The organism is Marmoricola sp. URHB0036, assembly GCF_000426045.1.
Classification (GTDB): Bacteria; Actinomycetota; Actinomycetes; order Propionibacteriales; family Nocardioidaceae; genus Marmoricola.
Window position 1 is genome coordinate 166,228 of sequence record NZ_AUEP01000011.1, and the last position, 25,209, is coordinate 191,436.

Genomic DNA, 25,209 nt, shown 5'->3' on the forward strand with positions numbered 1-25,209 from the left:
GGCTCGTGGGGGTTGACTCAGCGACCGGTGTTGAGCGCGTTGACCACCTCGACACACCACCGGTCGGCCCGGTCGCGGACGGCGGCAACGCCGTCGGTCGGGTCGGCCACCTCACAGGTGAGCCAGGTCTGGCCGAACAGGCCGGCGTGCCGGACGCGGGTCGACCCGTCCGGCTCCCGACAGGTCTGGGTCACGCTCGGCTCGCCGTAGGACGGAGTGTCGGTGACCCGGCACCGCTTGGTCGCCCGGCTGGACGCGATCGCCGTACGCGCGAAGGCAGCGTCGACGGGTCGGGCGAACAGCCAGGCCCGGGCCGAGGCGCCCTCGTCGGTGCCCCAGGAGCAACCGATCTCGTGGACCACCTGCTTGCCGACTCCCGGCAGGTCGACGTCGTCGCCGTTGCGGTACGACGAGGAGGAGTCCGCCTTGCCACCCAGCGCCGTACGCACCGCCGCCTTGGGAAGCAGCGTGCAGAACTCGATCCGCGGCACCTGGATGGCGCTGCTGTTCAGGTCGGCCAGGGGAGTCGGTGCTGCCTTCGGTGCGGTCGTCTCGCCCTGGGAGCAACCCGTCGCGAGCAGGAAGGTCGCGGCCACGCAGGCAAGGCGACGGGCCGACGTTTCCAGCATGCGCTCAACCGTAGGGCCGCTCACCTATGCTCGCTAGCGGCCGGACGCGAACGCGTTTCGCGAGCCTTCCCACATCCCCCACACCGGCCAGGCCACACGTGATCAGATTCGAGAACGTCACCTCGACCTATCCCGGCCACACCAAGCCGGCGCTGGTCGACGTGTCCGCTGACATCGCCGAGGGCGAGTTCGTCTTCCTCGTCGGCGAGTCCGGCTCCGGGAAGTCGACCTTCCTGCGGCTGGTGCTGCGCGAGACCCGGACCACCCAGGGACACGTGTTCGTCGCCGACAAGGACCTCAACCGCCTGCGCAGCTGGAAGGTGCCGGCCTTGCGGCGCCAGATCGGCACCGTCTTCCAGGACTTCAGGTTGTTGCCCAACAAGACCGTGGCGCAGAACGTCGCCTTCGCACTCCAGGTGATCGGCAAGCCGCGCGCCCACATCAACCAGGTCGTCCCCGAGACCCTCGAGCTGGTCGGCCTCGACGGCAAGGGCCAGCGCATGCCCGACGAGCTCTCCGGTGGCGAGCAGCAGCGGGTGGCGATCGCACGCGCGTTCGTGAACCGGCCGCAGATCCTGATCGCGGACGAGCCCACCGGCAACCTCGACCCCAACACCAGCGTCGGGATCATGAAGCTGCTCGACCGCATCAACCGCACCGGCACCACCGTCGTGATGGCCACCCACGACGCCAGCATCGTCGACCAGATGCGCAAGCGAGTCATCGAGCTCGAGGACGGCCGCGTGGTCCGCGACCAGGCGCGCGGCGTCTACGGCTACCAGCACTAAGAGGAGCTCCTTCCCCCCATGCAGCTGAGATACGTCTTCTCCGAGACCGGCACCGGACTGCGACGCAACGTGTCGATGTCCATCGCCCTGATCGTGACGATCTTCGTCTCGCTCACCCTCGTGGGCATGGGTCTGCTGCTGAACGCGCAGGCCGACAAGGCCGAGAAGTTCTGGGGGAGCAAGCTCCAGATCACGGTCTTCATGTGCAACCAGAACAGCAAGGCGTCGAACTGCACCGGTGACGTGACGCCCGCGCAGAAGGCGGCGATCCGGGGAATCATCGACAAGAACGCCGAGGTGGCGTCGTACTACCACCAGAGCAAGGACCAGGCGTTCAACACCTGGAAGCGCGTCTACATCGACAAGGACAAGTCCGAGCAGGAGATCTACTCCACGGTGACCGCCGCGGACATGCAGGAGTCCTACTGGGTCAAGCTCAAGGACCCCAACAAGTACCGCGGTGTCGAGACCGCACTGTCCAACACCCAGGGCGTCGCGGCCGTCCGTGACCTGCGCCAGGTGCTCAAGCCGATCTACTTCTGGATCACGGTGATGAAGTGGGGCGCCATCTCGATCGCGGCGTTCCTGCTGGTGGCGGCGATCCTCCAGGTCGGCAACACGATCCGGCTGGCTGCCTTCGCCCGCCGCAAGGAGATCGGCATCATGCGGCTGGTCGGGGCCTCCAACCTCTACATCTCGCTGCCGTTCCTGATGGAGACCCTCGTCGCCGCCCTGGTGGGCATCGTCCTGTCCTCACTGGCCGTGCTGTCGTTCATGCAGTTCGTGATCTACGGCAAGCTCAGGCCGAGCTCCAACATCGTGGAGTGGGTCGACTGGCAGGACGCCTTCGTCGCGATCGGCGGCATCGCCGTCATCGGTGTGCTGCTGACGTTGGTCCCGACACTCGTGATGACGCGCAAATACCTCAAAGTGTGACGTCGGTCGGTTACGGTCAAGCGGTTCACTTCCCCATAAATGAACGGCTTCCTCGGTGCGATCCTTCCCCAGAGCACTGCATCAATTCCAACGGGCAAGTCCGGCCCGGTTCCGGATGGTCGCGGCCTGCGTCGCGCTCGCTCTCGCTGCCGTCACCGTGGCGACGCCACTCGCGGTCGCTGACGACAAGCTGAAGAAGAAGCAACGCCAGGCCCACAGCCAGGTGCGCAGCGCCATGGGCGACCTGGACGAGTCGAGCAAGGAGCTGGTGGCCGCCGCGAAGCGGCTCAGCAGCGCCCGCTCGGCGCTCGCCTCCGCGCAGCGCCGGCTGGCCGTTGCCCAGAAGGCAGCCGACGCGGCAGCCCGGGTCGACGCCCAGATGCAGGCCAAGCTCCAGACGGCCGAGCACCAGCTGGCCGTGGCCCGCGAGGCCCTCGACACGGCGCGCCAGCGGGTGGTCGACCAGCGCGCGGCGATCGGCCGGCTCGCAGCCAGCAACTACGCCAACGGCGACCCCGCACTGATGGGTCTCTCGGTGATGCTGACCTCGCAGGACCCGGCCGAGGTGACCACGCAGATGAACACCGTGACGTCGCTGATGTCGCGGCAGACCACGCTCCTCGACTCGCTCAGGACGGCGCGGGCCCAGCTCGCGGCCCAGGAGACGAAGGTCGAGCAGATGCGAGCGGCGGTCGCCGTACAGCGCAAGGCCGCGGCCGAGAACCTCGTCCGCAAGGAAGGACTCGAGCAGTCGGCGGCCCAGGCCCGGGCGTCGGTCGCCACCTTGGTTGTGCGGGCCCGTGCCGCCGAGGCCGCGGCCACCCGGGCCCATCGTGCCGACCAGCGCCAGCTGCGGGCCGCGAAGCAGCAGGAGAACCGGATCCGCCAGCTGATCATCGAGCGGTCCCGCCGACAGCACGGCGGTTACAGCGGCAACACCGGCGGCTTCCTGTACCGACCGGTGCCGGGGTACGTCACCTCGCCGTACGGCTGGCGCGAGCACCCGATCTACCACTACTGGGGCCTGCACGACGGCACCGACTTCCATGCTCCGTGCGGGACGCCCCTGCGGGCCGCCGGTTCCGGTCACGTCATCTCCGAGGTCTGGTCCGACGTCTACGGTCACCGGCTCTACCTCGACCTCGGCCGCGTCAACGGCAAGAACATGACGGTCGTCTACAACCACGCGTCGTCCTACCGCGTCGGCACCGGCGCCCACGTACGCCGCGGCGAGACCCTCGGTTCCGCGGGCACCACCGGCTGGTCCACCGGCTGCCACCTGCACTTCACCGTGCTGCTCGACGGCAACCCGGTCGACCCGATGCACTACATGTGACCACCGAACAAAGCCGTTGTCGCCCCTGAGAGGATGGCCGGCATGCCGAAGGAGCAGGGGCGCAAGCTGGTCGCGCAGAACCGCAAGGCGCGGTACGACTACCACATCGACGACACCGTCGAAGCCGGACTGGTGCTCGTCGGCACCGAGGTGAAGTCGTTGCGCGCCGGTCGCGCGACCCTGGTTGACGGGTTCGCCGAGATCACCAACGGCGAGGCGTTCCTCCATGGTGTGCACATCCCGGAGTACACCCAGGGCACCTGGACCAACCACGAGCCGCGGCGGGTGCGGAAGATGCTGCTCAACCGCCACGAGATCGACAAGCTGGAGAGCCGGGTCAACGAGCGCGGCTACACGCTGATCCCGATCTCGCTCTACTTCAAGGACGGCCGGGCCAAGGTCGAGCTCGCCCTGGCGCGCGGCAAGAAGACCTACGACAAGCGTCACGCCCTCGCGGCCAAGCAGGCCAACCGCGAGAAGCAGCAGGCCCTGGGCCGCCAGCTCAAGGGCATGGATTGAGCCCAGTCGACGCCGAGCCGGTCGAGGAGACGCGCGCCTTCTGGCAGGACCTCGGCCTCCCCGGCCTGTTCGACGTGCACGTGCACTTCCTGCCACCCAACATCCAGAAGCGCGTCTGGGAGCAGTTCGACCTGGCCGGCCCGAAGATCGGTCGCGAGTGGCCGATCCGCTACCGCGGCCGTGACGAGGAGCGCGTCGAACAGCTCCGTTCCTTCGGCGTACGACGGTTCAGCGCCCTGCCCTACGCCCACCGTCCGGGAGTGGCCACCTTCCTCAACGACTGGGCCCGGGACTTCGCCGCCGGGGTGCCCGAGTGCCTCTGGTCCGCGACCTTCTACCCCGAACCCGATGCGGCCGCCTACGTGCGGGCGCTGATCGACGACGGCGTCGAGGTGTTCAAGCTGCACGCCCAGGTGGGGGAGTTCCGCCTCGACGACCCGCTGCTCGACGACGCGTTCGGCGCGATCGAGGACGCCGGCACGCCGGTCGTCATCCACGTCGGCTCCGGACCGGTCGGCAACGAGTTCACCGGGCCGCAGCACCTCGAGCGGTTGCTTGACCGGCATCCACGTCTGACGGCCGTCGTCGCCCACATGGGCGCCCCGGAGTACGCCGAGTTCCTCGAGCTGGTCGAGACCCACGGGAACACCCGGCTGGACACGACGATGGTGTTCACGAGGTTCTTCGACTCCGAGGCGCCGTACCCCGACGAGCTGCTGCCGCGGCTGGCCGACCTCGGCGACCGGGTGCTGTTCGGGAGCGACTTCCCGACCCTCCCGTACCCCTACCTCGAACAGCTCGACGGCCTCGCCCGCGTCAGCGAGCGGCATCCCGGGCTGGGGGCCGACTGGCTGCGCAGGGTGTGCTGGCACAACGGGGTCGAGCTGTTCGGGCGTCCCGACTGATTCTCAGCACCACTCACGGACGCCGTGCGGTGTCAGGTCGAGGTCGCGCAGCACGACGGGGAGCCTGGACCCGAAGTGGTCGCAGGTCCACCGGAAGTCGACGCGGCGGTACTCGATCGACAGCACCCGCCGGCCGTAGTGCGAGGTGTAGGAGCTGCACTCGCGGTAGCGGCCGCACTCCTCGGCGATGGCGAAGTCGTAGCCGACGGTGCGGCCGTTGAACTCCGCGAAGTTCTTCTGCCCGGCCGAGAGCCCGGCGTTGTGCGCGGCCCGGACGAGCAACCGTGCGTAGGCAACGGCCTGGCGACGCTTGAGCAGGTGATGGCTGCGGGTGAACGAGTCGAGGTTGTCGAACTCGACGGCGGCGTACCCGTGCGCGGCGCAACCACGGACCCAGGTGCGCATGATCCCGGCCAGCCGGTGCCGCTTGTGCGCCGTCCGGATGTCCAGCAGCCACTCGCCCCAGGCGCTGTCTATGGCGCGGTGCCCGTGCCGCTTCAGGATGAGGCCCGGACGCTTGTTCCAGAAGCGGCGCTCGTCGGTCTGGGTCTGGAAGCCGTTGACGTAACAGACGTTGTAGCGACCCGCCACCGGACGCGCCTTCCGGTCGCGTACGACGATCCCGACGTTCGCCGGCACCGACCGGGCACCGCCGAGCTGGTAGTCGAGGTCGGTCCCGACCGGCAGCGGTGCGCGCGCCGACGCCGGCGCGGCGAGCGCGATCAGGACCAGCGGGAGCAGGACGAAAGGGAGGAGTCGGTACACCGGGCCAGAGTAGGCCCAGGACCGGGTCGTCAGGCCGTAGATTCGCACCCGTGCGGGTACTGGTGCTGGGTGCAGGTTTCGGTGGGCTCGAGCTGTCGACACGGCTCTCCGAGCAGCTCGGTGACGACGTCGAGGTGGTGCTGATCGACCGGGCCGACGGCTTCGTCTTCGGGTTCTCCAAGCTGGACGTGATGTTCGGGCGTACGACGGGCGAGGCGGTGCAGCACTCCTACCGTGACCTGCTCAAGCCGGGCGTGACCTTCGTGCAGAGCACGATCCGCTCGATCGACCCCGAGGCCCGTCGGGTCGAGACCGACGCCGGCTCCTTCGACGGGGACGTCCTGGTGGTCGCCCTCGGAGCGGACCTCCATCCCGACGCCACTCCCGGCCTGCTCGAGGCCGGGCACGAGTTCTACACGGTGCCCGGTGCCTTCTCGGGACGCGAGGTACTGGAGCGCTTCGACGGCGGCCAGGTCGTCGTCGGCGTGACCTCGACACCGTTCAAGTGCCCGCCTGCGCCCAGCGAGACCGCCCTGCTGGTGCACGACCTGCTCACCCGCCGTGGCCTGCGGGACCGCAGCCAGATCTCGCTGGTGATGCCGCTCGGCCGTCCGATCCCGCCGTCACCCGAGGCCTCGGCGGCGCTGCTCGAGGCGTTCGCCGAGCGTGGCATCGACTGGCACCCCGAGAGGATCGTGCGCTCGCTCGACCCCGGTCGCCGCGTGGCGGTTCTCGCGGACGGGGACGAGATGCCGTTCGACCTGTTCCTCGGCGTCCCGGTGCACCGGGCGCCGCAGGTCGTGCAGGACTCCGGCCTTTGTGTCGACGGCTGGATCCCGGTCGACGAGCTGACGCTCGAGACGGCGTACGCCGATGTCTACGCCGTCGGCGACGTGACCAGCATCGGCACCCCCAAGGCCGGGGTGTACGCCGAGCGCCAGGCCGCCGTCGTGGCGGAGCGGATCATCGCCCGGCACCGGGAGACCACCGCGTCGTCGACGTACGACGGACAGGGCACCTGCTACCTCGAGTTCGGCAACGACCGGGTGGCCCGAGTCGAGGTCACCTTCCGCAACGGCCAGGCACCCGTCGGCGAGTTCCAGGCGCCGAGCGACCGGCTGGTGGAGGACAAGGCCGACTTCGGCTCGAGCCGGGTCAGGCGCTGGTTCGGCCGGGAGTGGAGCAACTACTGACTGGTGCGGTGTCCGATTCCCGCCAGAACAGGCGCCGTCCGTGCGTCAGGCTTGGCTCATGACCACCACCAAGACCCGGCTCCAGGTCCACGCGATCGACCCCACCCGCCTCGACGTCGTACGACGCAACGGGACCGACGGACACGGCAATCCCGTCCACGCCTTCCCGGCCTCCGGCCAGGGCGAACCGCTGCGTTGTTGCCTGCGGATGGCCCGCCCGGGCGAGTCGATCGCGCTGATCTCGTTCGCCCCGTTCGACCACCCGTCGGTGTGGACCGAGGTCGGCCCGGTCTACGTGCACGCCGACCGGTGCGAAGGCCACGTCGGGGGACTGCCCGACGAGCTCCGCACCGGTCCGCGCCTGCTGCGCACCTACCGCGACGACGACACCATGAACTACGACCACAACACCCTGGTCGGCGAGGACGAGGACATCGAGCCGGTGCTCGAGAGGCTGCTGGCATTGCCGGACGTGGCCACCGTGCACGTCCGGACCGTGCTGCCCCAGTGCTTCCTGTTCGCGGTGACGGGCGGAGTGCCGGTCAGACCTGCTCGCGCGCCTTTCGGGGGAGCAGCCAGCCGATGACCCACGCGACGGCGACCAGCCCGATCACCAGCAGCAGGGTGTCCTCGGCCGCCACCAGATGACGTCCACTGGTCATGGCAGCGACGGGGCCGCCGTCCTCGAGGGCCAGCTTGTCGAAGAACAGGGTCCCGAGGGCAGCGACGCCGAGCGAGGCGCCGAGCTGCTGGAGCGACTCGAGCAGCCCGGTGGCCGACCCGACCTCGTGGTCGTCGACCTCGCCCATGATGATGCTGAACAGGGGCACGAAGATCATCCCCATGCCCGTGCCGAACAGGAACAGCCCGGGCGCCAGCGTGAGCAGGCCGACGTCGCCGTCAGCGGCGCGCAGCGACACGTAGAGCACGGCTGAACCGAGGGCCATGATCGTCAGGCCGACGTGCAGGATCGGCCGGCCGACCGCGGTCGCTGCCCAGGCGCCGACACCGGAGCCGACGAAGGCGCCGACCGCCATCGCAGCGAGGTAGAGGGCCGCGTGCATCGGACCGAAGCCCAGGCCGATCTGCAGGAACAGACCGGTGGTCAGGGAGAAGCCGACGATGCTGCCGAAGAACACCAGCGTGAAGACGATGCCGGAGACGTAGGACCGCTTGCGCAGCACGCTGACCTCGACCAGCGGCGACCGGCCGTCACGCAGCCGCGCCCGCTGGTGCACCACGAAGACACCCAGCATCGGCACGGCCGCAGCGAGAAGCACGAACATCCAGACCGGCCAGCCCTGCGTGCGCCCGTCCACCAACGGGAAGACCAGCAGGAAGCTCACCGTCGCCAGCAGCAGGGTGCCGATGCCGTCGAGGCGCAGGCCCGCGTGGGCCCCCTCGTTGTCGGGCAGCACCCGGCTGCCGAACACGATCGCAAAGACGCCGACCGGCAGGTTGATCAGGAACAGCGCGCGCCAGTCGCTGCCGAACAGGTCGGCCTTCATGAGCAGCCCGGCCACGACCGGGCCGAGCACCGTCGACAGGCCGATCACCGGACCCAGCGCGGCGAACGCCTTGCCGATCTGCTCGGCCGGGAAGACGTCCCTGATCAGACCGAAGCACTGGGGCACCATCAGCGCGGCGGCGAGTCCCTGGACGGCCCGAGCGGCGACGAGCACGTCTCCGGACCACGCGAAGGAGCAGAACGCAGAAGCGGTCACGAAGCCGACCAGGCCGATCATCAGCATCCGCTTGCGTCCGAACATGTCACCGAGCCGGGCTCCGCACATCAGCCCGATCGCCAGCGCGAGGGTGTACGCCGCGGCGACCCACTCGAGGGCCGACGTACTCATCGAGAAGTCGGCCTGGATCGAGGGTGCCGCGACGTTGACGATCGTCGAGTCGAGGATGTTGAGGATCAGGGCGGAGAGGATCACCGAGAACCCGGCCCACATCAGCGGTGGGGCAGGGGTCTCCGTGCTCGCAGAAGACGTCGTGGTCGAGGTTGCTGCCGGGGGTTCGAGGACTGTTGTCATGACGCTGACGCTAGGGGTGCATCAGGAACGTTCCGTTCCTGATGATCAACTAATCTCGAGTCCATGTCAGAGACCTCCGGACGGCTGCTGAGGCTGCTGTCCCTGCTGCAGACACCGCGCGAGTGGCCCGGCCCCGAGCTGGCGCGCCGGCTCGAGGTCACCGAGCGCACGGTGCGCAACGACGTCGAACGACTCCGCCAGCTCGGCTACCCCGTGCTGGCCTCGCGAGGGTCGGTCGGCGGCTACCGCCTCTCCGCCGGAGCGGCCATGCCGCCGCTGCTGCTCGACGACGACGAGGCCGTCGCGGTCGCGGTCGCGCTGAGCACCGCGAGCGGTGGGTCGGTCGACGGAATGGAGGAGACAGCGCTGCGGGCGTTGACCAAGCTGCTCCAGGTGCTGCCGAAACGGCTCAGCGGACGCGTCGACGCGCTGCAGGCCCACACCGTCCGGGTGGCCGGTCGACGCCGCACTCCCGACGTCGAGGGCAAGCTCCTGGCCCAGCTCGCCGCCACGGCGCGCGACCGCGAGGTCGTGCGGTTCGCCTACTCCGACTACAGCGGCTCGGCCACCGAGCGCCGGGTCGAGCCCTACCGCCTCGTCAACTGGGGGATGCGCTGGTACCTCGTCGCCTTCGACCTCGAGCGTGACGACTGGCGTACCTTCCGGTGCGACCGGATGAGCCAGACCCGGTCGGTCGGTCACCGGTTCCGGTTGCGCGAGCTGCCGGCCGAGGACGTCGCGGCGTACGTCGCCAGCAAGACCCGCCAGGTGCAGATGAAGGTCACCGGTCGCGTGGTCGTCCACGCCCCGGCCTCCTTCGTCGAGGAGCGGATGGGCCCCTGGACGCAGGGCTCGATCGAGTCGCTCGGCGAGGACCGTTGCCGGGTCCAGATCGGTGCCCGCACCCCCGCCGACATCGCCTTCTGGCTCGGCGCCCTCGACGCCGACTTCGAGGTGGAGGACTCACCCGATCTGGCTGCCGCCGTACGCCGGATCAGCGAGCGCTACGCCCGCGCAGCGGGGGAATGAAGGTGAGACTTCGTTCGTTCCCCGATAGACTGACACGTCGTACAACTCAAGAGGGGCTGATTGGTTTCGACTGGGGACGTTGGTCCCAGGAGAAGCGGGTCGAGAAGCCAGCGTCATCTCGTAAACGTTCGCTGGAAACCACAAGTGCCGACTCACATCGCACTGACTTCGCTCTCGCTGCCTGAGCAGTGATCGAAGGGTCAGACCGGGCATCTGTCTCCGTCCCGGATCCTGATCTCATCTAGGGGACTTGCTGGTCGACTCCTGTCAGGAGGGTCGACCGGGACTACATCCTGACTGGGCCTGTCGGCAACCTGTTCGTGGGAGTGCCGAGGCCGAGAAACGCGACATCACGAACTGCACCCGGAGAAGACCTGGTACGGCGCCACAGGACGCGGGTTCGATTCCCGCCAGCTCCACCACTCGTGGGGTCTTCGCGAATACGCGTGACTCTCGCGAAAGACCGGCCGCTCGGTGCACTCATCGAGCGGCCTTCGCGTCTCCGGGCCTACGCGTCCGACTAGGCGGCCTGGGAGACGGGCGGCGCGAACTGGTCGTTGCGCATCCTCAGGAGGCCGAGCGAGGCACCCGCGAATCCGATGGCGGCGACGTAGAGCCCGATTCCGGCCAGGACGTGCGTGGGCATGAACGGGTGTGTGAACCCGCCGAACGCAAGAGCGAGGCCGAACCAGACGGGAACCGCTCCGCTGCGTGCGAGTCCGATGCCCAGCAGCAGCAGGCCGATCACGATCCCGATGATGAAGAGCAGTGACGAGACCCCAGCGGTCGGCACCTTCTGCATCTCGCCGTCCAGCTCGATCATCGCCGGCACGTCGAGGTGCTTCTGGACGGTGAGCAGCGCCAAGCCTGTGTCTCCGGGACCGTTGCTGCACCCCAGCGCGAGGCCGGGGACCGTCAGTGCGATGCCGACTGCGGTGAGTCTGGGTGACCGCGCACGGCTCACTGCGGCCACGGCGATGACTGCCGGCACGAGGAATGCGAAGAACAGCAGCTGCACCCAGCTCATCGCGTTGAGCGTGCTCTCCTGCCGGGTCGCCGCAGCGAGCATCTCCTTGAACGTCCCCGACCCGGGCATGTCGGTCAGGAGGTAGATCGTGCCCATCGCCAGCATCGGCAGCGGTGCCACCACCGCGAGGGCCTTCCGGTAGAAACCACGGTCGTCCCAGCGCTTGGTGCTCGTCTCACCGGCGGTGCCGGCCTCTGTCGTAGCGGTCACGACGATCTCCTTCGAGGGTGATGTCGCCGCGTTGTACGGCGACCCGCCGACTGTGCGCGCCGACCCCCACCGGTCAGCAGGTGGCCGAGCCCGCTCCCGGCCAGGAATCTCTCCCGAGACACGTAGGTGCGTGCCCCTACGAATCCAGGGGGTTCCAGGCGGATCATGGAGGGGTGCAGGCACACCGCGTTGTTGCGAATACCGCTCTGGGCGTCGTTCTCGCCGGGGGAGCGCTGAGCCTGGTCGCCGGCATCGCCTCGCCGCTGACTGCGCGTGAGCTGCTGAACGGCTTCGTGGTCAGCAACACGCTTCTCGGGCTCTCGTTCGCCCTGGCGGGATATCCCATCGCGCGTGCACGGCCGGACAACCTGGTCGGTTGGTTGCTCCTGGCCGCGGGTATCTCCTATCTGTTCAGTGGCGCGGGGTACGCCCTCCTGGCCTGGCACGACACTCCTGGCGAGACTTCTCCGGGCTGGCGCATCCTGGCCGACCTGACGAGCACGGCCTGGCCGCTGGCGGTCGCCTGCTTCATCCCCCTGATGCTGCTGTTCTTTCCTGACGGGAGGTTGCTCAGCACCCGGTGGCGCATCACGGTGCCGGTGTGCCTGCTGGGGGCCCTCCTCTTCGAGGTCGGAGTTGCCCTCGGTACGACGGACACCACCTCGGACCTCGGGGTACACGGGTACCTGAGGTGGCCGTGGGTCGACCACCGACCTGTGCTCTTCCTGGTGGCTGGCGTCCTGGTCTACGGCGTGCTGATGGCTGCCCTGGTCTCGTTGGTGTTGCACTACCGGCGCGGCGACGACCTGCGCCGGCGGCAGGTTCTCTGGTTGTTGCTCGCGGCCGTGGTCATGGTCACCGCCTTCGTGGTGAGCGACCTGGGTCATTTCGACGGCTGGTTCTTCATCTTCGTGATCGCGCTGCTGCCGATCTCGGTAGCGGTGGCGATCCTGCGCCATCAGCTGCTCGACGTCCGTCTGGTCGCCTCACGCTCAGTCCTCTACCTGGGCATGACCGGGCTGGTGGCGGCGGCGTACGTCGGCATCGTCGCCGGGACGGATCGCACGCTGTCGGCGAGGACACCGCTCGGCCCGCCCGTGCTGGCTACCATGGCGATCGCGGTGGCGTTCAACCCGGTCCGCAAGTTCCTGCAACGCTTGACCGATCAAGCCTTCTACGGCACTCGGCGAGATCCGGTCCGGACAGTCCTGGCCCTCGGTTCGCGCTTGGGCCAGACCGGCCTGGACGGCGTGCTCGAGGGTCTCTGCACGTCGCTGCGCTTTCCGTGGGCAGTCATCGAGGTCGAGGGGTCCGTGGCCGCTGCCTTCGGCGAGAGGGACGGGCCTGCTCATCTGATGACCCTGCCGATCGCCGGGGCGGATGCTCGACTGACACTGGGCCTGCGGCGTGGTGAGCAGACCCTGGGCCACAAGGACGCAGAGGTCCTGGCTCTCGTGACGGGTTCGCTGGCGGTGGCGGTGCAGTCGACGCGCTATGCCGAAGAGCTGGTCACCGCCCGGAACGCATTGGTGACGGCCCGCGAGGAGGAGCGCCGCCGGCTGGGCCAAGACCTGCACGACGGCATCGGCCCCGTTCTCACGGGAGTCACCCTCAAGGCGGACGCCGCTCGCCGGGTCGTTGCCACGGACCGAGAAGCCGCTGCGGTCCTGCTCGGAGAACTGCGAGTCCAGGCGAGCATGGCGGTCGAGGAGGTGCGCCGACTCGCCCAGCAGCTGCGCCCCCCAGCGCTCGACTCCCTGGGGCTCGTGGGTGCGCTCGAGCAGCACGCCACGAGCCTGGCGCCCCTGGAGGTCCGGGTGGACGGCTCGCTGCCCTCACTCCCTGCCGCCGTGGAGGTTGCGGCCTACCGGATCGCACTCGAGGCGCTCACCAACGTCGTCCGACACTCGTCGGCAACGTCCGCGGTCATCGCACTGAACGGGTGCGACGAGCACCTCCGCCTCGTCGTCACCGACAACGGGCGCGCCGTCAACGGTGCCTGGCGCACCGGGACAGGGCTCAGCTCGATGAAGGAGCGTGCGCTGGAGCTGGGCGGCACGATGGAGGCCGGCCCCGGCAGCGCCGGTGGCCGGGTCGAGGTACTGCTGCCGTGTGGCGGCAGGCCATGACGATCCGGGTCGCCGTGGCCGACGACCACGCCCTGGTCCGCGAGGGGCTGCGCTCGCTGCTGGCCACGGTCGACGGCCTCGAGCTCGTGGCCGCCGTACCCAACGCGACGGAGGCCGTCAGGACGGCGATCGCCGAGAAGCCGGACGTGCTGGTCCTCGACATCAACATGCCCGACGGGTCGGGAATCGAGGTGGCCCGCAAGCTGCAGCGGGTCGCCCCGCGAGTGGCCATCCTCATGCTCACGATGTACGACGACGACGACTCCGTGTTCGCAGCGATGCGGGCCGGCGCGATGGGCTACGTGTTGAAGGGGGCCGATCCCGAGGACGTCGTACGCGCGATCCAGGCCGTGGCCTCCGGGAACGCGATCCTCGGCCCGGGCGTCGCGGCCCGCGCCATCTCCTACCTCTCCGCCCCCAACCGAGAGCCTCCGTTTCCCACCCTGACCCCGCGGGAACGGGAGGTACTCGACCTGATCGCATCCGGGCTCGGCAACGCGGCGATTGCCAGTCGACTCGTCGTCGCACCCAGCACGATCGGCAATCACGTCACGAACATCTTCGGCAAGCTCCAGGTGGCGTCGCGTTCCGAGGCCATCGTCAAGGCCCGGGACGCGGGGATGGGCTGAGAGGATCACCAGAGAGGACATCGACGATGACGGAGTCAGGACGTTTCCGGGGTGTGACGGCCCTGGTGACCGGTGCCGGGCAGGGTATTGGCCGGGCCTGTGTCGAACGGCTCGCGGACGAGGGCGCCAGGGTGGCCGTCAGCGACATCGACCTGGAGCTGGCCCGCTCGGTCGCGGACGACCTTCCCGAGTCGTCAGGCCACCTGGCGCTGCACATGGATGTGACGGACCGTGCCAGCGTGGATGGCGCGGTCGCCACGGCAGCGGCCGAGCTCGGCGGGCTGGACGTGGTGGTCAATGTCGCCGGGGGCGATCTCCCGCACGGCGTCTTCGAGGAGATCGGCGACGAGATCTGGTCAGCGCTGCTGGAGCTCAACCTGGTGGGCGTGGCACGCGTGTGCCGGGCCGCGATCCCGTTTCTGAGGCAGAGCTCTCGGGGTCCGGCAATCGTGACCGTCAGCTCGATCAACGGTCAGACCGCGTTGGGGAGCGAGCCGTACTCGGCGGCGAAGGCCGGTCTGACGGCGCTGACCGCAAACCTTGCGAGGTCCCTGGGTGCGGACGGTGTGCGGGTCAACGCGGTCGCCCCCGGCACCATCAGGACACGGGTCTGGGAAGGCCAGCCGGGTGGTGCCGACCGGATGTTGCCGCTGTACCCCCTGGGCCGGGTCGGTGAGCCGAGTGACGTGGCGGCCGCGGTCGCGTTCCTTGCCTCGGTCGACGCGGCGTGGATCACCGGTCACGTCCTGCCGGTGGATGGCGGTCTGCTGTTGGCCCGCCCCTCCGTCTAGCCGAGGACGACAGCGCCCGGCATGTCCCCTTCGCGCGCTCCACGACGGCCCGCGCGATCTTCCGGGCAGCAGAGGTGTCGGTCGGACCGCTCGGGTGCAGCCGCATGGCGAGGTCGCCCGAGACGACGAGCAGGAGCGCCTCGGCCAGCTCCGCGGCTCCGCGTCGTCCGGCCACCGGCTCGGCCGGCGCGGTGAGTCGGGTGCGGAGGTCGTCGGTGTCGCGCTGGATGGCTGCGGCCAGGACGGGTGCCGGATCGGCGTACTCGGCTGGTGGCCGCCGTGGTCGCGGCCCTGGGAGCTGCCTGCGGGCGTGCCGGCAGCACGCCCGGAGCCAGGCACGCGGCGTTGTTCAGGCGGGCTGGCTGAGCATCTGGGCCATCCGGCCCATCAACGCGGGTACGTCGCCCTGCTCGCCGTCGAGCAGCCACTGGCCGAGCTGGTTGGAGGCCTCGACCACGGAGCGGGCCCGGTCGTAGCGGCGCTCGATGAGCTCCTCCCACAGCTGGTCGGTCACGTGCTCGTGGCTCAGCAGCAGCTCACTGAGGACCGCGGCGTCCTCCAGGGCCTGCGCCGCACCCTGGGCGAGCGTGGGCGGGCAGGCGTGTACTGCGTCGCCGATGAGCACGATGCGACCGCGGTTCCACGGGGCCTCGAGGACGTGGGTCTCGAACCACGTGTAGTTGACGCGCTCCGGGTCGACCAGGGACTCGCGGATGTCGTCCCAGGGTCCGTGGTAGCTCGCCGCCAGATCCCTCATCACGTCCAGGGACTCCTGGGGCGAGAGGCCGGAGCGGTCCTGGGCCGTTTCCACGAGGTAGGCGTAGAGCGTGTCCTCGCCGGTGGGGCAGTAGCCGGCGATGTAGCAACGACCGCCGTAGACGAGGTCGGTCCGGGTGACGCTCGCGGGCCGTGGGGCGAAGACCCGCCAGATGCCCATCCCGGTGCTGCGCGTCTCCAGCTCGATGCCGAGCTGCTGACGGGTGGCCGAGTGGACGCCGTCAGCGCCGATGACGAGGTCGTAGCGGGCCGAGGTGCCGTCCTCGAAGCTGGCGGTGACACCGTCGTCGTCCTGGGCGAAGCCGGTGCACGACGTACCGAAGCGGACCTTGGCGCCCACGTCTGCGGCTCGCGTCACGAGGATGCGCGCCAGCTCTGGTCGGTACATCCCGACGGTGGCCGGCAAGTCGGGTCCACCCGTCCTGGCATCGGGGATCTCGGCCACCAGGGTGCCGGCCGGGTCCGGGGCGCGCAGACCGAGGCTGTCGAAGGAGTACCCGGCGGCCTCGACCTCGGGCCAGACTCCCAGCTGGCGGAACACGCGAAGTGCGTTGCCCTGGAGCGTGATGCCCGAACCGACCGCACCGACATCCGGCTTGACGTCGATCAGGTCCACCGAGACGCCCGCCTCGGCGAGCAGGATCGCGGCGGCTGTGCCGGCGGCCCCCGCACCTACGACAAGGACGGATTGAACTGATGGCATCGGAGTACTCCTTCGTACGTGGTCAACAAGCAGAAATGTCCGCGAGCAGGAGTACGACGGGAAGAGCGACCTGACGATGCGCGGCATCATCCGGTCTGATTGGCGAAACCCGTTCACCCGCATCGACGCGCGACCGGGGCTCATCAGCCTTCGCGATGAAGGGCATCCACGGCTTGGTCTGGGCGGACCTGCTCCGCCTTCCTAGCCTCGTCCCATGATCTCCGACCGTCTGATCGAGCCAGACTCGCTCGTCATCGAGGGGCGTCGCGCAGCAGTCGACGTACGCATCCCCTGGTACCGAGCCATCCCGGCTTCCTGCATCGCCGACGTGGTCCTGCGCATCGACGGCGCTACGGCGAGCGCCGACTCGGTGCTCTGCAAGCTCAACGGCACCGAGCGCAGTCTGGAGGAGTTCCCGACCATGACCGACGAGTCGTGGTTCACCACAGACGCCCTGACGGTCTCGGGTGACTTCGACCTCCCGGACGCAGGGGAGCACGACGTGTTCGTCGAGCTGAAGGTCTACATCCCCTACATCGTCACCGCCCACGGCGTCCTCATGATCGACGAGGCCTCCGAGGCCAGGATGGCAGGAGCCAGCCAGTGACCGAGCTGATCAGCGGTGCCGCCACCCCCGGCCACCCGATCCAGGGGGTGACCCTCTACAGCTTCACCCGGGCCTTCCACGGTCGTCGCTACGACCTCGAAGGTCTGATCCGCAAGGTCGCGGCCGACGGTCTGGGCCCGGGTCTGGAGATCATCGGATTCTCCAGCTTCCGCGGGTTCCCTGATCTCGACGACGAGTTCGTCGACTGGTTCCGCGCCCTGGTCGAGGAGACCGGACTCGTGCTCACCTCGTGCGCTGTGAACACCGACGTCGGCATCCGCCGCGACCGGCTGCTCACCGACGACGAGCTGATCGCCTACATGGAGCGCCAGATCACCACGGCCGCCCGCCTCGGATTCCCCCTCGCCCGCGTGCAGATCTCGCTCTCGCCGGACGCGATGGAGCGGCTGCTGCCGTTGGCCGAGCGTCTCGACATCGTGCTGGCCATCGAGATCCATGCCCACCACCACCCGCACCACCCGCAGGTGGTCTCTCTTCGGGAGCGCTACGAGACGCTCGGCTCGCCACTGCTCGGCTTCGTCGCCGACTGGGGTACGACGACGTCCGGGCTGGCGCCCTCGATGGTGGAGGCCTACCGGCGTCGCGGAGCGTCTGCCGAGCTGCTCGAGGCGGCCGACCAGCTGTGGAAGCAGTACTACGCCGAGGGCCCGCCGCCGACCGAGCCCGCGCACGGCGAACGATTCGGTGCGTTCATCGGACTCGCCGCGCAGCACGGGTCCCCGGAGCTGGGCATCGACCTGGCCATCAACGCGACCGGACTCTTCGGGCCGGCACCGGTCGAGTCGTGGCTGGAGATCCTGCCCTGGGTGCGCCACGTGCACGGCAAGTTCTTCGGCATCGACGAGCGGGGCGAGGAGCCCTCAGTGCCGGTGCGCGCGCTGGTCGCGCAGCTCGTCGAGGAGGGGTACGACGGAGCCATCTCGAGCGAGTACGAGGGCTGGCACTGGAACTACTGGGACGACGCCTTCGACATCGTGACGGCCGAGCAGGCCGTGCAGCGGGATGCAGCGGTCAACGCCGGGTCGGCCATGGTCCTCGATGCCGACCAAGCGCGTGAGCAGCTTCGAGCCCACCTCGCCTCACTGCGTGTGCCCGGCTGACCGACACGTATCGTCCTGAGCATGTCCAGCAACCCGCTCGTCCGGGAGCCGCAACAGGAGCGGAGCAGAGTCTCCTTCGACCGCGCTGTCGACGCCGCCGTCGAGCTGCTGGCCGAGCGCGGCAGTGCATCGTTCACCGTGCTCGACGTCTCGAGGGCCTCGGGCGTCTCGACGGGCTCCATCTACGGGCGGGTGGCCAGCAAGGACGACCTGCTCCGGGTGGCGCACGCACGCGAGATGCAGCGGCTCACCATCGAGACAGCACAGGCCTTCGCGGCTGCGCCGACGGGCGGCCCGCTCGTCGAGGTCGTCGAGTTCTCGGTCCGGGCGATGGCCGACCTGCTGGACCGCAACGCGAAGGTGCTCAAGCCGTTCATGCGGCTGGCCGACCGCGACCAGGTCATCGCCTCGAACGGCCAGGACGCGTTCGAGGAGCTGACGACGCGTTTCGAGGCCGCGCTGCGCAGCGCTGACGGCGTGCGCCGAGGGGCGAGGGGGCGGCGCGCGGCAGCATGGTCGTGCACGGTCGCCTACAGCGTCCTTGCTCGCCAGCTCGCGCTGGGCAGTGACCCCGGTGCGGCCGCCGACTACAGCCTCGGCAAGGTCATCAAGGAGCTCTCCGTGATGATCACCGCCTACATGGCGAACGCGTGAGCTGAGACGCGCATCACGTCGACCGATGGCGGTCATCGCGAATCAGAACTGCCATTCTGATCCGGTCACGAGCAGACTGACGCCATGTCTGAACGCACCCGTCTCGGCGTCGGCGACGCCGCCCCGGTCATCGATCTCACCGACACCGACGGGCAGCGGGTGGGGGTCGACCCGGCAGTGAGCAACGCGACCGTGCTCGTCTTCACCTCCAACGGGTGCCCCTACGCCCTGGCCTGGCACGACCGCATCCAGGACGTCGTCCGCGACTACGCCGAGCAGGGAGTCAGCGTCGTGCAGGTCATCTGCAACGACGACCAGCTGCAGCCGCTCGACTCCGCGGAGAACATGGACGCCCGGGTGCAGCGCGGTGAGGTCGCCGGCGTGTTCCTGCGCGACGGGGACCAGTCCACCACGCGACTGTTCGGTGCCACCGCGACACCGGAGACCTTCGTGATCGACCGGCAGGGCGTCGTCCGCTACCACGGCGCCCCGGACCGGGACTACGACGACCCCGGGCTGCGCGCCGAATGGCTGCGCGAGGGCATCGAGGCGGTCCTGGAGTCCCGCAACCCCGCCCAGGCGTCGACCCCGCCGGCCGGATGCTCGGTGAAGTGGCGGGTGGAGCTGCTGTGGTGGGCCGGGTGTCCCAGCCACGACAGGGCCGAGGAGCTGATCCGCGAACAGCTGGCCGACATGCACCGTGAGGACGTGCGCGTAGAACGCATCGAGGTCACGTCTGCAGCCCAGGCTGCGGCGTACGACTTCCCGGGCTCGCCGACGATCCGCATCGGTGGCACCGACCTCTTCCCGCAACCCGGAGCGACGCCTGCTCTGGCCTGCCGGGCCTACACCCGCGAGGACGGGCAGATCAGTCCGCTGCCGTCGCGAGCCGAGCTGGACGGTCGCATGCGGGAGGCGCTGGTCCGACCCTGGGAGCTGCCCAACTGGGTCGACTTCCGCAAGCAGGCTGCGACGAGCTGATGTCCCGCGAGTTCCCCGCACAGGTCGACGTGGCGATCGTCGGCAGCGGTCCCACCGGAGCGACGTACGCGCGGATCCTCAGTGAGCTGCGCCCGGACCTCACCGTGGCCACCTTCGAGGTCGGCCCATTGGTGACCGACCCACCAGGTGCCCACGTCAAGAGCATCGTCGACCGGGACGCGCGCGCCGTCGCGCAGCACCTGTCCGAAGGGCCGGCCGATCCGGAGGACGACGGTCGCCTCAGGCGCGCCGGCACCTTCCTGCTGCCGAGCGGCTACCAGCTGGACGGCGAGGACGGCATCCCTTCGGTCGCCATGTCCAGCAACGTCGGCGGCATGGGTGCGCACTGGACCTGCGCCTGCCCTCGCCCGGGTGACAGCGAGCGGGTGCCCTTCCTGCCGGGCTTCGACGAACTGCTCGACGAGGCCGCTCGCCTGCTGGGAGTGTCCACCGACGCGTTCGACGACGCTCCCTTCGCCCACGAGGTACGCCGGCGGCTGGCCGCGGAGTTCGACGACGACCGTCCGGCCGAGCGCCGGGTGCAGTCGATGCCCCTGGCGGTGCGCGTGAGTCAGGACGGGACGGTCACGTGGTCGGGGTCCGATGTCGTCTTCGGTGACGCCGCCCGCGACAACCCCCGCTTCACGCTGATCCCTGACGCACTCGTCCGGCGCGTGGTCATCGAGGGCGGCCGGACCACTGGCGTCGTCGTCGTCGACCGGACCGACCACTCCGAGCACGACGTCGCGGCATCGGAGGTCGTCGTGGCGGCCGACGCGCTGCGCACGCCCCAACTGCTGTGGGCATCGGGCATCCGTCTGCCCGCCCTCGGGCGCCACCTGAACGACCAGAGCCAGCTCATCCACGCCGTACGTCTGCGAGACGTCGAGTCCACAGCGGAGAGCCAGGTCGACCCTCGAGGCCGCACGGCCGTGGTCCAGCAGAGCGGAGTGAGCTGGGTGCCGTACACCGACGCCGAGCCGTTCCACGGTCAGGTGATGCAGCTCGACGCCTCACCGGTCCCTCTCGCTCCGGGGGACGTGCCCGAACCCGGTTCCATCGTCGGGCTCGGCTGGTTCTGCGCCAAGGACATCAGCGCCGAGGACCGCGTCACCTTCGACGACACCGCGACCGATGCCTACGGGATGCCGGCAATGCAGGTCCACTACACCCTCACCGACGTCGACCACGAGCTGCTCGAGGCCGCCCAGGCGTCCATCAAGCGCGCGGCGGCGGCACTCGGCGAGCCCCTCGACGCCGAGCCGAGGACGCTGGCCGGGGGAGCGTCGCTGCACTACCAGGGAACGGTCCGGATGGGACCTGCGGACGACTCCACGAGCGTCTGCGACGTGTCCAGCCGGGTCTGGGGGGTCGACGGGCTACGCGTCGCCGGCAACGGCGTCATCCCCACGCCCATGGCCTGCAACCCGACGCTCACGTCGGTCGCTCTCGCTGTCGCGGGAGCGCGGCACATCGCCGACACCCTGGCGACAGCACAGCGGACTCACGAGGAGGCACGAGGATGACCGAGCTGCGGGTGGCCATGATCGGCCATGCGTTCATGGGAGCCGCGCACAGTCAGGCGTGGCGCACGGCACCACGGTTCTTCGACCTGCCGTCGACGCCCGTGCTGAGGGTGCTCTGCGGTCGCGACGCGGCCCGAGCGGCAGAAGCCGCCGAGCGACTGGGCTGGGAGCAGAGCTCGGACGACTGGCGCTCCGTCATCGCTCGCGACGACGTCGACGTGGTGGACATCTGCACACCGGGTGACAGCCACGGAGAGATCGCCGTCGCGGCCCTGGCAGCAGGCAAGCACGTCATCTGTGAGAAGCCGCTGGCCAACACGGTCGTCGAGGCCGAGCAGATGTCAGCGGCTGCCGAACAGGCGGCGGCTCACGGCGTACGGGCGATGGTCGGGTTCACCTACCGCCGCGTCCCAGCTGTCGCCCTGGCCCGTCAGCTGGTCGCGGAGGGCCGCATCGGCGAGGTCCGTCACGTCCGTGCCCAGTACCTCCAGGACTGGATCGTCGATCCCGAGGTGCCCCTGTCCTGGCGGCTCGAGAAGGAGAAGGCCGGCAGCGGCGCGCTCGGTGACATCGGCGCGCACATCGTGGACCTGACCCAGCACATCACCGGTCTGGCCATCAACGAGGTCTGCGGACACCTCGAGACCTTCATCAAGGAACGGCCCGTCGCTGCCCAGGGATCGGCTGGCAAGCTCGGCGGGCTCGGCTCCTCGACCAGTCGGGGACCGGTGACGGTCGACGATGCTGCCGTCTTCCTCGCGCGCTTCGAGGGCAGCAACGCGCTCGGGACCTACGAAGCCACCCGATTCGCGACCGGACGCAAGAACGCGATCCGGATCGAGATCAACGGGTCGCGAGGAAGTCTCGCCTTCGACTTCGAGGACATGAACGTGCTCGAGCTCTTCGACGCCAGCGAGCCTGCCGAGACGGCCGGCTTCCGCCGGATCCTCGTGACGGAGGCGGAGCACCCCTACGTGGCGGCATGGTGGCCGCCCGGTCACGGGCTGGGCTATGAGCACGGCTTCACGCACCAGGTCGTCGACTTCGTGCACGCAGTCTCGGCCGGGGAACAGCCAACACCCTCGTTCCTGGAGGGCCTCGCCGTGCAGCGCGTGCTCGAGGCCATCGAGAACAGCTCACACAAACGCACCTGGCAGGAGGTCCACCCATGACCCGACCCATCACGCTCTTCACCGGCCAGTGGGCCGACCTTCCGTTCGAGGAGGTGGCTCGGCTGGCCTCAGACTGGGGGTACGACGGCCTCGAGATCGCCTGCTGGGGCGACCATCTCGACCCCTGGCAGGGCGCCGAGGACGACGCCTACATCCAGGGCAAGCTCGACCTGCTCGAGAAGTACGGTCTCCAGGTCCACGCGATCTCCAACCACCTGAAGGGCCAAGCAGTCTGCGACGACCCGATCGACGCGCGGCACGAGGCCATCCTCTCCGCACAGGTGTGGGGAGACGGGGACCCGGAGGGCGTTCGCCAGCGTGCCGCGGAGGAGATGAAGCTCACCGCCAGGACGGCACAACGGCTCGGCGTCGACACCGTCGTCGGTTTCACCGGCTCGTCCATCTGGAAGTACGTCGCGATGTTCCCGCCCGCGTCGGAGGAGATGGTGGCCGCCGGCTATCGCGACTTCGCGGATCGCTGGAACCCGATCCTGGACGTGTTCGACGAGTGCGGGGTGCGCTTCGCCCACGAGGTGCACCCCTCGGAGATCGCCTACGACTACTGGACGACGGTCGCCGCCCTCGAGGCCATCGGCCATCGCGAGGCGTTCGGTCTGAACTGGGACCCGAGCCACTTCGTCTGGCAGGACCTCGACCCGGTCGGCTTCCTGTGGGACTTCCAGGACCGCATCTACCACGTCGACTGCAAGGACGCGAAGCGCCTGGTCGGCAACGGCCGGAACGGTCGGTTGGGATCCCACCTGCCGTGGGCGGACCCGCGTCGCGGCTGGGACTTCGTGTCCACCGGCCACGGCGACGTGCCCTGGGAGCAGTGCTTCCGGATGCTCAACACCATCGGGTACGACGGCCCGATCTCGGTCGAGTGGGAGGACGCCGGCATGGATCGGCTCGTGGGCGCACCCGAGGCGCTGCAGTTCGTGCGCCGCCTGGCCTTCGACGCTCCCGAGGCCTCCTTCGACGCCGCCTTCAGCACGGAGCGATCATGATCTCGACAGTCCGCCAGGCATTCCTGTCCTCCGACCTCGACGAGCACCAGCTCGAGGCGCTCCTGACGTGCGCCAGTCCGGGCTGCGCGTTGGCCGCGCTCGGGACCGTCGTCGCCGAGGTCGTGACCAGGATCGCGGGGGACCGCAGGATCGTGCGCGTCTGGCTCTCGAACCCTGAGGGGCGTGCCGCATGAACGCGGGCCAGCGTCGCGTCATCATCGTGGGCTCCGGACCGAATGGTGCGGTGTACGCCCGTCGAGTCCTGGAGCAGACCGAGAACGTGTCTGTGCTGATGATCGAGGCAGGGCCTGTCCTCACCGACCCGCTCGGCATGAACGTCCGCAACATCCCCGACCCCGCTGCGCAGACCGAGGCCAAGCTCGCCTCGCAGGGCCCGGCCTCCGGCCGGGCAGGGGTCGCGGGCATCCCGACCGGAGCCGTGATGGAGGGCACCGTCACCGCCCGCCAGGGCACCCACCTCGTCGGCCGGGCCGCCAACGGGAGCGGCGGGTTGCCGGCGGCAGCGGCCGCGACCTGCGTCGGCGGTCAAGGTGCCCACTGGACCTGCGCGACGCCGCGCCCCATCGGCAGCGAGAGGATCGACTTCATCGGCGACGACGAGCTCGACGCGCTGCTCGACGAGGCCGAGCGTCTCCTGCACACCACTCACGACGCGTTCGGCGGTGCCCCGCAGGCGACCGCCATGCTCGACCTGATCAGTGCCGAGTTCACCGACCAGGGCATCGCCGTCCGGCCACTGCCCGTCGCCGGCGACCCACAGGTGGACGGGTCCATGCGCTGGTCCGGCACGGATGTCGTGCTGGGAAGCCTGGCGGAGTCCGAGACCCACCTGGAGCGGTTCGAGCTGCGCCCCGAGACGCTGGTCGTTCGGCTCGTCGTGGAGGGCGCCGACGTGGTGGGCGCGGTCCTCCGTGACGTGCGCACCGGCGTCGAGACCGAGGAGCGCGCCGATGAGGTCGTGGTCGCTGCCGACGCGCTGCGCACGCCGCAGCTGCTCTGGGCCTCCGGCATCCGGCCCGACGCGCTTGGACGGTTCCTGACCGAGCACCCCCTCGTCTTCGGCGTGGTGGCAGTGAAGGACGGCCTCCTCCCGCCGCCCGATCCGGGGGCGGCACCGGTCGACCCGGTGCGCGTGGTCGTGGGGGTCCGCTTCGACGAGGAGCGCCATCCGTTCCACGCGCAGATGCTCTACAGCCCTGTCTGCCCCATTCCTCTCCCGCCCGACAGTCCGCACTTCGGCAACCCGAGCGGCTACGTGGGGATGGGCTGGGGTGTGCGGAAGTGGCCGCGGCCCCAGGACCGCGTGACCTTCGACGACGCCGAGCCCGACGAGAACGGCTTGCCCGGGATCAGGATCGCCTACGAGGTCACCGAGCGGGAGGTCGCGGAGCTCGACCGCGCTCGAGAGTTCCAGGCGAGAGCAGCGGCCGCCCTCGGTGAGTTCATCGACGGTATGCCGGTCGTGATGCCTCCGGGCAGCTCGCTGCACTACATGGGCACCGTCCGGATGGGGCCGGCCGACGACGGAGACAGCGTCTGCGACTCCTACTCCCGGGTGTGGAACCACCCCGGGCTCGTCCTGGCCGGCAACGGCCTCATCCCGACGGCGAACTCCTGCAACCCCACCCTCACCAGCGTCGCGCTGGCCGTTCGCGGAGCAGATGCGCTGGCGGCGCGACTCTCCGACGGCTGACCGGCCGCCGGAACCCGACACC

At 69.5% G+C, this 25,209-nt stretch carries 25 protein-coding genes and 1 other RNA gene; 21 read left to right on the forward strand and 5 right to left on the reverse strand.

Annotated features, from left to right (window positions below; all coding sequences use genetic code 11):
• Positions 1–17: 17 nt before the first annotated feature.
• Positions 18–629 (reverse strand): hypothetical protein, encoded by a 612-nt coding sequence (locus tag H976_RS0114035; RefSeq protein ID WP_155918251.1) that lies wholly within the window; start codon positions 627–629, stop codon positions 18–20.
• Positions 630–727: 98 nt separating this feature from the next.
• Between H976_RS0114035 and ftsE the strand changes: the two genes are divergently transcribed.
• From ftsE to H976_RS0114060, 5 genes are all read left to right on the forward strand, one after another.
• Entirely contained in the window at positions 728–1,417 is a 690-nt protein-coding gene (gene ftsE, locus H976_RS0114040; RefSeq protein WP_027862064.1) for a cell division ATP-binding protein FtsE, read from the forward strand.
• A gap of 18 nt (positions 1,418–1,435) precedes the next feature.
• Positions 1,436–2,353 carry a permease-like cell division protein FtsX gene (gene ftsX / locus H976_RS0114045; protein ID WP_027862065.1) on the forward strand — a complete coding sequence of 306 codons (918 nt, stop codon included), beginning with the start codon at positions 1,436–1,438 and terminating at the stop codon, positions 2,351–2,353.
• 115 nt (positions 2,354–2,468) lie between these two features.
• Positions 2,469–3,689, forward strand: coding sequence for a M23 family metallopeptidase (locus tag H976_RS0114050; RefSeq protein ID WP_027862066.1), 1,221 nt, complete (start codon positions 2,469–2,471; stop codon positions 3,687–3,689).
• A 42-nt stretch (positions 3,690–3,731) separates the two neighbouring features.
• Positions 3,732–4,208, forward strand: a complete 477-nt coding sequence (gene smpB / locus H976_RS0114055) for an SsrA-binding protein SmpB (protein ID WP_027862067.1) — start codon at positions 3,732–3,734, stop codon at positions 4,206–4,208.
• Positions 4,205–5,113, forward strand: a complete 909-nt coding sequence (locus H976_RS0114060) for an amidohydrolase family protein (protein ID WP_027862068.1) — start codon at positions 4,205–4,207, stop codon at positions 5,111–5,113. Before smpB ends, H976_RS0114060 begins: the two co-directional genes overlap by 4 nt.
• A 3-nt stretch (positions 5,114–5,116) precedes the next feature.
• On the opposite strand, the gene H976_RS26335 is transcribed toward H976_RS0114060, so the two are convergent.
• Entirely contained in the window at positions 5,117–5,878 is a 762-nt protein-coding gene (locus H976_RS26335; protein WP_051276821.1) for an endo alpha-1,4 polygalactosaminidase, read from the reverse strand.
• Between the two features lie 50 nt (positions 5,879–5,928).
• Between H976_RS26335 and H976_RS0114070 the strand changes: the two genes are divergently transcribed.
• Both H976_RS0114070 and H976_RS26340 read left to right on the forward strand, forming a co-directional pair.
• On the forward strand, positions 5,929–7,071 hold the full coding sequence (locus H976_RS0114070) for an NAD(P)/FAD-dependent oxidoreductase (RefSeq protein ID WP_027862069.1): 1,143 nt from the start codon (positions 5,929–5,931) through the stop codon (positions 7,069–7,071).
• 58 nt (positions 7,072–7,129) lie between these two features.
• Positions 7,130–7,657: a DUF1203 domain-containing protein gene (locus H976_RS26340; RefSeq protein ID WP_051276822.1), complete on the forward strand. Its 528-nt coding sequence runs from the start codon at positions 7,130–7,132 to the stop codon at positions 7,655–7,657.
• On the opposite strand, the gene H976_RS0114080 is transcribed toward H976_RS26340, so the two are convergent.
• On the reverse strand, positions 7,614–9,110 hold the full coding sequence (locus H976_RS0114080) for an MFS transporter (RefSeq protein ID WP_196804078.1): 1,497 nt from the start codon (positions 9,108–9,110) through the stop codon (positions 7,614–7,616). The two genes, H976_RS26340 and H976_RS0114080, sit on opposite strands and share 44 nt — an antisense overlap.
• A gap of 63 nt (positions 9,111–9,173) precedes the next feature.
• On the opposite strand from H976_RS0114080, the gene H976_RS0114085 reads away from it, so the two are divergent.
• Together H976_RS0114085 and ssrA are read left to right on the forward strand one after the other, a co-directional pair.
• Positions 9,174–10,139 carry a YafY family protein gene (locus tag H976_RS0114085; RefSeq protein WP_027862071.1) on the forward strand — a complete coding sequence of 322 codons (966 nt, stop codon included), beginning with the start codon at positions 9,174–9,176 and terminating at the stop codon, positions 10,137–10,139.
• A 52-nt stretch (positions 10,140–10,191) separates the two neighbouring features.
• Positions 10,192–10,561, forward strand: a transfer-messenger RNA (tmRNA) gene (ssrA, locus tag H976_RS29570).
• A 98-nt stretch (positions 10,562–10,659) separates the two neighbouring features.
• Here ssrA and H976_RS0114090 read toward each other — a convergent pair.
• Positions 10,660–11,376: a hypothetical protein gene (locus H976_RS0114090; protein WP_027862072.1), complete on the reverse strand. Its 717-nt coding sequence runs from the start codon at positions 11,374–11,376 to the stop codon at positions 10,660–10,662.
• A gap of 173 nt (positions 11,377–11,549) precedes the next feature.
• Between H976_RS0114090 and H976_RS26345 the strand changes: the two genes are divergently transcribed.
• Genes H976_RS26345 through H976_RS0114105 form a run of 3 tightly spaced genes read left to right on the forward strand, consistent with a single transcriptional unit; the run spans position 11,550 to position 14,925 of the window.
• Positions 11,550–13,505 carry a sensor histidine kinase gene (locus H976_RS26345; RefSeq protein ID WP_051276823.1) on the forward strand — a complete coding sequence of 652 codons (1,956 nt, stop codon included), beginning with the start codon at positions 11,550–11,552 and terminating at the stop codon, positions 13,503–13,505.
• Entirely contained in the window at positions 13,502–14,134 is a 633-nt protein-coding gene (locus H976_RS0114100; protein ID WP_027862073.1) for a response regulator transcription factor, read from the forward strand. Before H976_RS26345 ends, H976_RS0114100 begins: the two co-directional genes overlap by 4 nt.
• Before the next feature lie 26 nt (positions 14,135–14,160).
• Positions 14,161–14,925, forward strand: coding sequence for an SDR family NAD(P)-dependent oxidoreductase (locus H976_RS0114105; protein WP_027862074.1), 765 nt, complete (start codon positions 14,161–14,163; stop codon positions 14,923–14,925).
• A gap of 349 nt (positions 14,926–15,274) precedes the next feature.
• Here H976_RS0114105 and H976_RS0114110 read toward each other — a convergent pair whose 3' ends face one another.
• A complete protein-coding gene (locus H976_RS0114110; RefSeq protein WP_027862075.1) occupies positions 15,275–16,405 on the reverse strand; it encodes an FAD-dependent oxidoreductase in 1,131 nt (376 codons plus the stop codon).
• A 214-nt stretch (positions 16,406–16,619) separates the two neighbouring features.
• Between H976_RS0114110 and H976_RS26350 the strand changes: the two genes are divergently transcribed.
• The 9 genes from H976_RS26350 to H976_RS0114155 all read left to right on the forward strand — a co-directional run bounded on the left by H976_RS26350 (position 16,620) and on the right by H976_RS0114155 (position 25,187).
• On the forward strand, positions 16,620–17,012 hold the full coding sequence (locus H976_RS26350) for a DUF6379 domain-containing protein (RefSeq protein ID WP_036226401.1): 393 nt from the start codon (positions 16,620–16,622) through the stop codon (positions 17,010–17,012).
• A complete protein-coding gene (locus H976_RS0114120; protein WP_196804079.1) occupies positions 17,009–18,133 on the forward strand; it encodes a TIM barrel protein in 1,125 nt (374 codons plus the stop codon). Before H976_RS26350 ends, H976_RS0114120 begins: the two co-directional genes overlap by 4 nt.
• Before the next feature lie 21 nt (positions 18,134–18,154).
• Positions 18,155–18,787 (forward strand): TetR/AcrR family transcriptional regulator, encoded by a 633-nt coding sequence (locus tag H976_RS0114125; protein ID WP_036226403.1) that lies wholly within the window; start codon positions 18,155–18,157, stop codon positions 18,785–18,787.
• 84 nt (positions 18,788–18,871) lie between these two features.
• Positions 18,872–19,768: a redoxin family protein gene (locus H976_RS28890; RefSeq protein WP_051276824.1), complete on the forward strand. Its 897-nt coding sequence runs from the start codon at positions 18,872–18,874 to the stop codon at positions 19,766–19,768.
• Positions 19,768–21,294: a GMC oxidoreductase gene (locus H976_RS0114135; RefSeq protein WP_036226406.1), complete on the forward strand. Its 1,527-nt coding sequence runs from the start codon at positions 19,768–19,770 to the stop codon at positions 21,292–21,294. The genes H976_RS28890 and H976_RS0114135 overlap by 1 nt, the downstream gene beginning before the upstream one ends.
• Positions 21,291–22,466 (forward strand): Gfo/Idh/MocA family protein, encoded by a 1,176-nt coding sequence (locus H976_RS0114140; RefSeq protein WP_027862079.1) that lies wholly within the window; start codon positions 21,291–21,293, stop codon positions 22,464–22,466. The genes H976_RS0114135 and H976_RS0114140 overlap by 4 nt, the downstream gene beginning before the upstream one ends.
• The gene (locus H976_RS0114145) at positions 22,463–23,473 is read left to right on the forward strand and encodes a sugar phosphate isomerase/epimerase (protein WP_027862080.1); all 1,011 of its coding nucleotides are present in this window, start codon (positions 22,463–22,465) and stop codon (positions 23,471–23,473) included. The genes H976_RS0114140 and H976_RS0114145 overlap by 4 nt, the downstream gene beginning before the upstream one ends.
• Positions 23,470–23,667 carry a hypothetical protein gene (locus H976_RS0114150; protein ID WP_027862081.1) on the forward strand — a complete coding sequence of 66 codons (198 nt, stop codon included), beginning with the start codon at positions 23,470–23,472 and terminating at the stop codon, positions 23,665–23,667. Before H976_RS0114145 ends, H976_RS0114150 begins: the two co-directional genes overlap by 4 nt.
• Positions 23,664–25,187: a GMC oxidoreductase gene (locus H976_RS0114155; protein ID WP_027862082.1), complete on the forward strand. Its 1,524-nt coding sequence runs from the start codon at positions 23,664–23,666 to the stop codon at positions 25,185–25,187. The genes H976_RS0114150 and H976_RS0114155 overlap by 4 nt, the downstream gene beginning before the upstream one ends.
• Positions 25,188–25,209: the final 22 nt, after the last annotated feature.

What these genes read in the sequence shown, in the direction of transcription:
- H976_RS0114035 (WP_155918251.1), bottom strand. Translation starts at nt 629, where the DNA reads ATGCTGGAAACGTCGGCCCGTCGCCTTGCCTGCGTGGCCGCGACCTTC.
- ftsX (WP_027862065.1), top strand. Translation starts at nt 1,436, where the DNA reads ATGCAGCTGAGATACGTCTTCTCCGAGACCGGCACCGGACTGCGACGC.
- H976_RS0114050 (WP_027862066.1), top strand. Translation starts at nt 2,469, where the DNA reads ATGGTCGCGGCCTGCGTCGCGCTCGCTCTCGCTGCCGTCACCGTGGCG.
- smpB (WP_027862067.1), top strand. Translation starts at nt 3,732, where the DNA reads ATGCCGAAGGAGCAGGGGCGCAAGCTGGTCGCGCAGAACCGCAAGGCG.
- H976_RS26340 (WP_051276822.1), top strand. Translation starts at nt 7,130, where the DNA reads ATGACCACCACCAAGACCCGGCTCCAGGTCCACGCGATCGACCCCACC.
- H976_RS0114080 (WP_196804078.1), bottom strand. Translation starts at nt 9,110, where the DNA reads ATGACAACAGTCCTCGAACCCCCGGCAGCAACCTCGACCACGACGTCT.
- H976_RS0114085 (WP_027862071.1), top strand. Translation starts at nt 9,174, where the DNA reads ATGTCAGAGACCTCCGGACGGCTGCTGAGGCTGCTGTCCCTGCTGCAG.
- H976_RS0114100 (WP_027862073.1), top strand. Translation starts at nt 13,502, where the DNA reads ATGACGATCCGGGTCGCCGTGGCCGACGACCACGCCCTGGTCCGCGAG.
- H976_RS0114105 (WP_027862074.1), top strand. Translation starts at nt 14,161, where the DNA reads ATGACGGAGTCAGGACGTTTCCGGGGTGTGACGGCCCTGGTGACCGGT.
- H976_RS0114110 (WP_027862075.1), bottom strand. Translation starts at nt 16,405, where the DNA reads ATGCCATCAGTTCAATCCGTCCTTGTCGTAGGTGCGGGGGCCGCCGGC.
- H976_RS26350 (WP_036226401.1), top strand. Translation starts at nt 16,620, where the DNA reads ATGATCTCCGACCGTCTGATCGAGCCAGACTCGCTCGTCATCGAGGGG.
- H976_RS0114125 (WP_036226403.1), top strand. Translation starts at nt 18,155, where the DNA reads ATGTCCAGCAACCCGCTCGTCCGGGAGCCGCAACAGGAGCGGAGCAGA.
- H976_RS28890 (WP_051276824.1), top strand. Translation starts at nt 18,872, where the DNA reads ATGTCTGAACGCACCCGTCTCGGCGTCGGCGACGCCGCCCCGGTCATC.
- H976_RS0114135 (WP_036226406.1), top strand. Translation starts at nt 19,768, where the DNA reads ATGTCCCGCGAGTTCCCCGCACAGGTCGACGTGGCGATCGTCGGCAGC.
- H976_RS0114140 (WP_027862079.1), top strand. Translation starts at nt 21,291, where the DNA reads ATGACCGAGCTGCGGGTGGCCATGATCGGCCATGCGTTCATGGGAGCC.
- H976_RS0114145 (WP_027862080.1), top strand. Translation starts at nt 22,463, where the DNA reads ATGACCCGACCCATCACGCTCTTCACCGGCCAGTGGGCCGACCTTCCG.
- H976_RS0114150 (WP_027862081.1), top strand. Translation starts at nt 23,470, where the DNA reads ATGATCTCGACAGTCCGCCAGGCATTCCTGTCCTCCGACCTCGACGAG.
- H976_RS0114155 (WP_027862082.1), top strand. Translation starts at nt 23,664, where the DNA reads ATGAACGCGGGCCAGCGTCGCGTCATCATCGTGGGCTCCGGACCGAAT.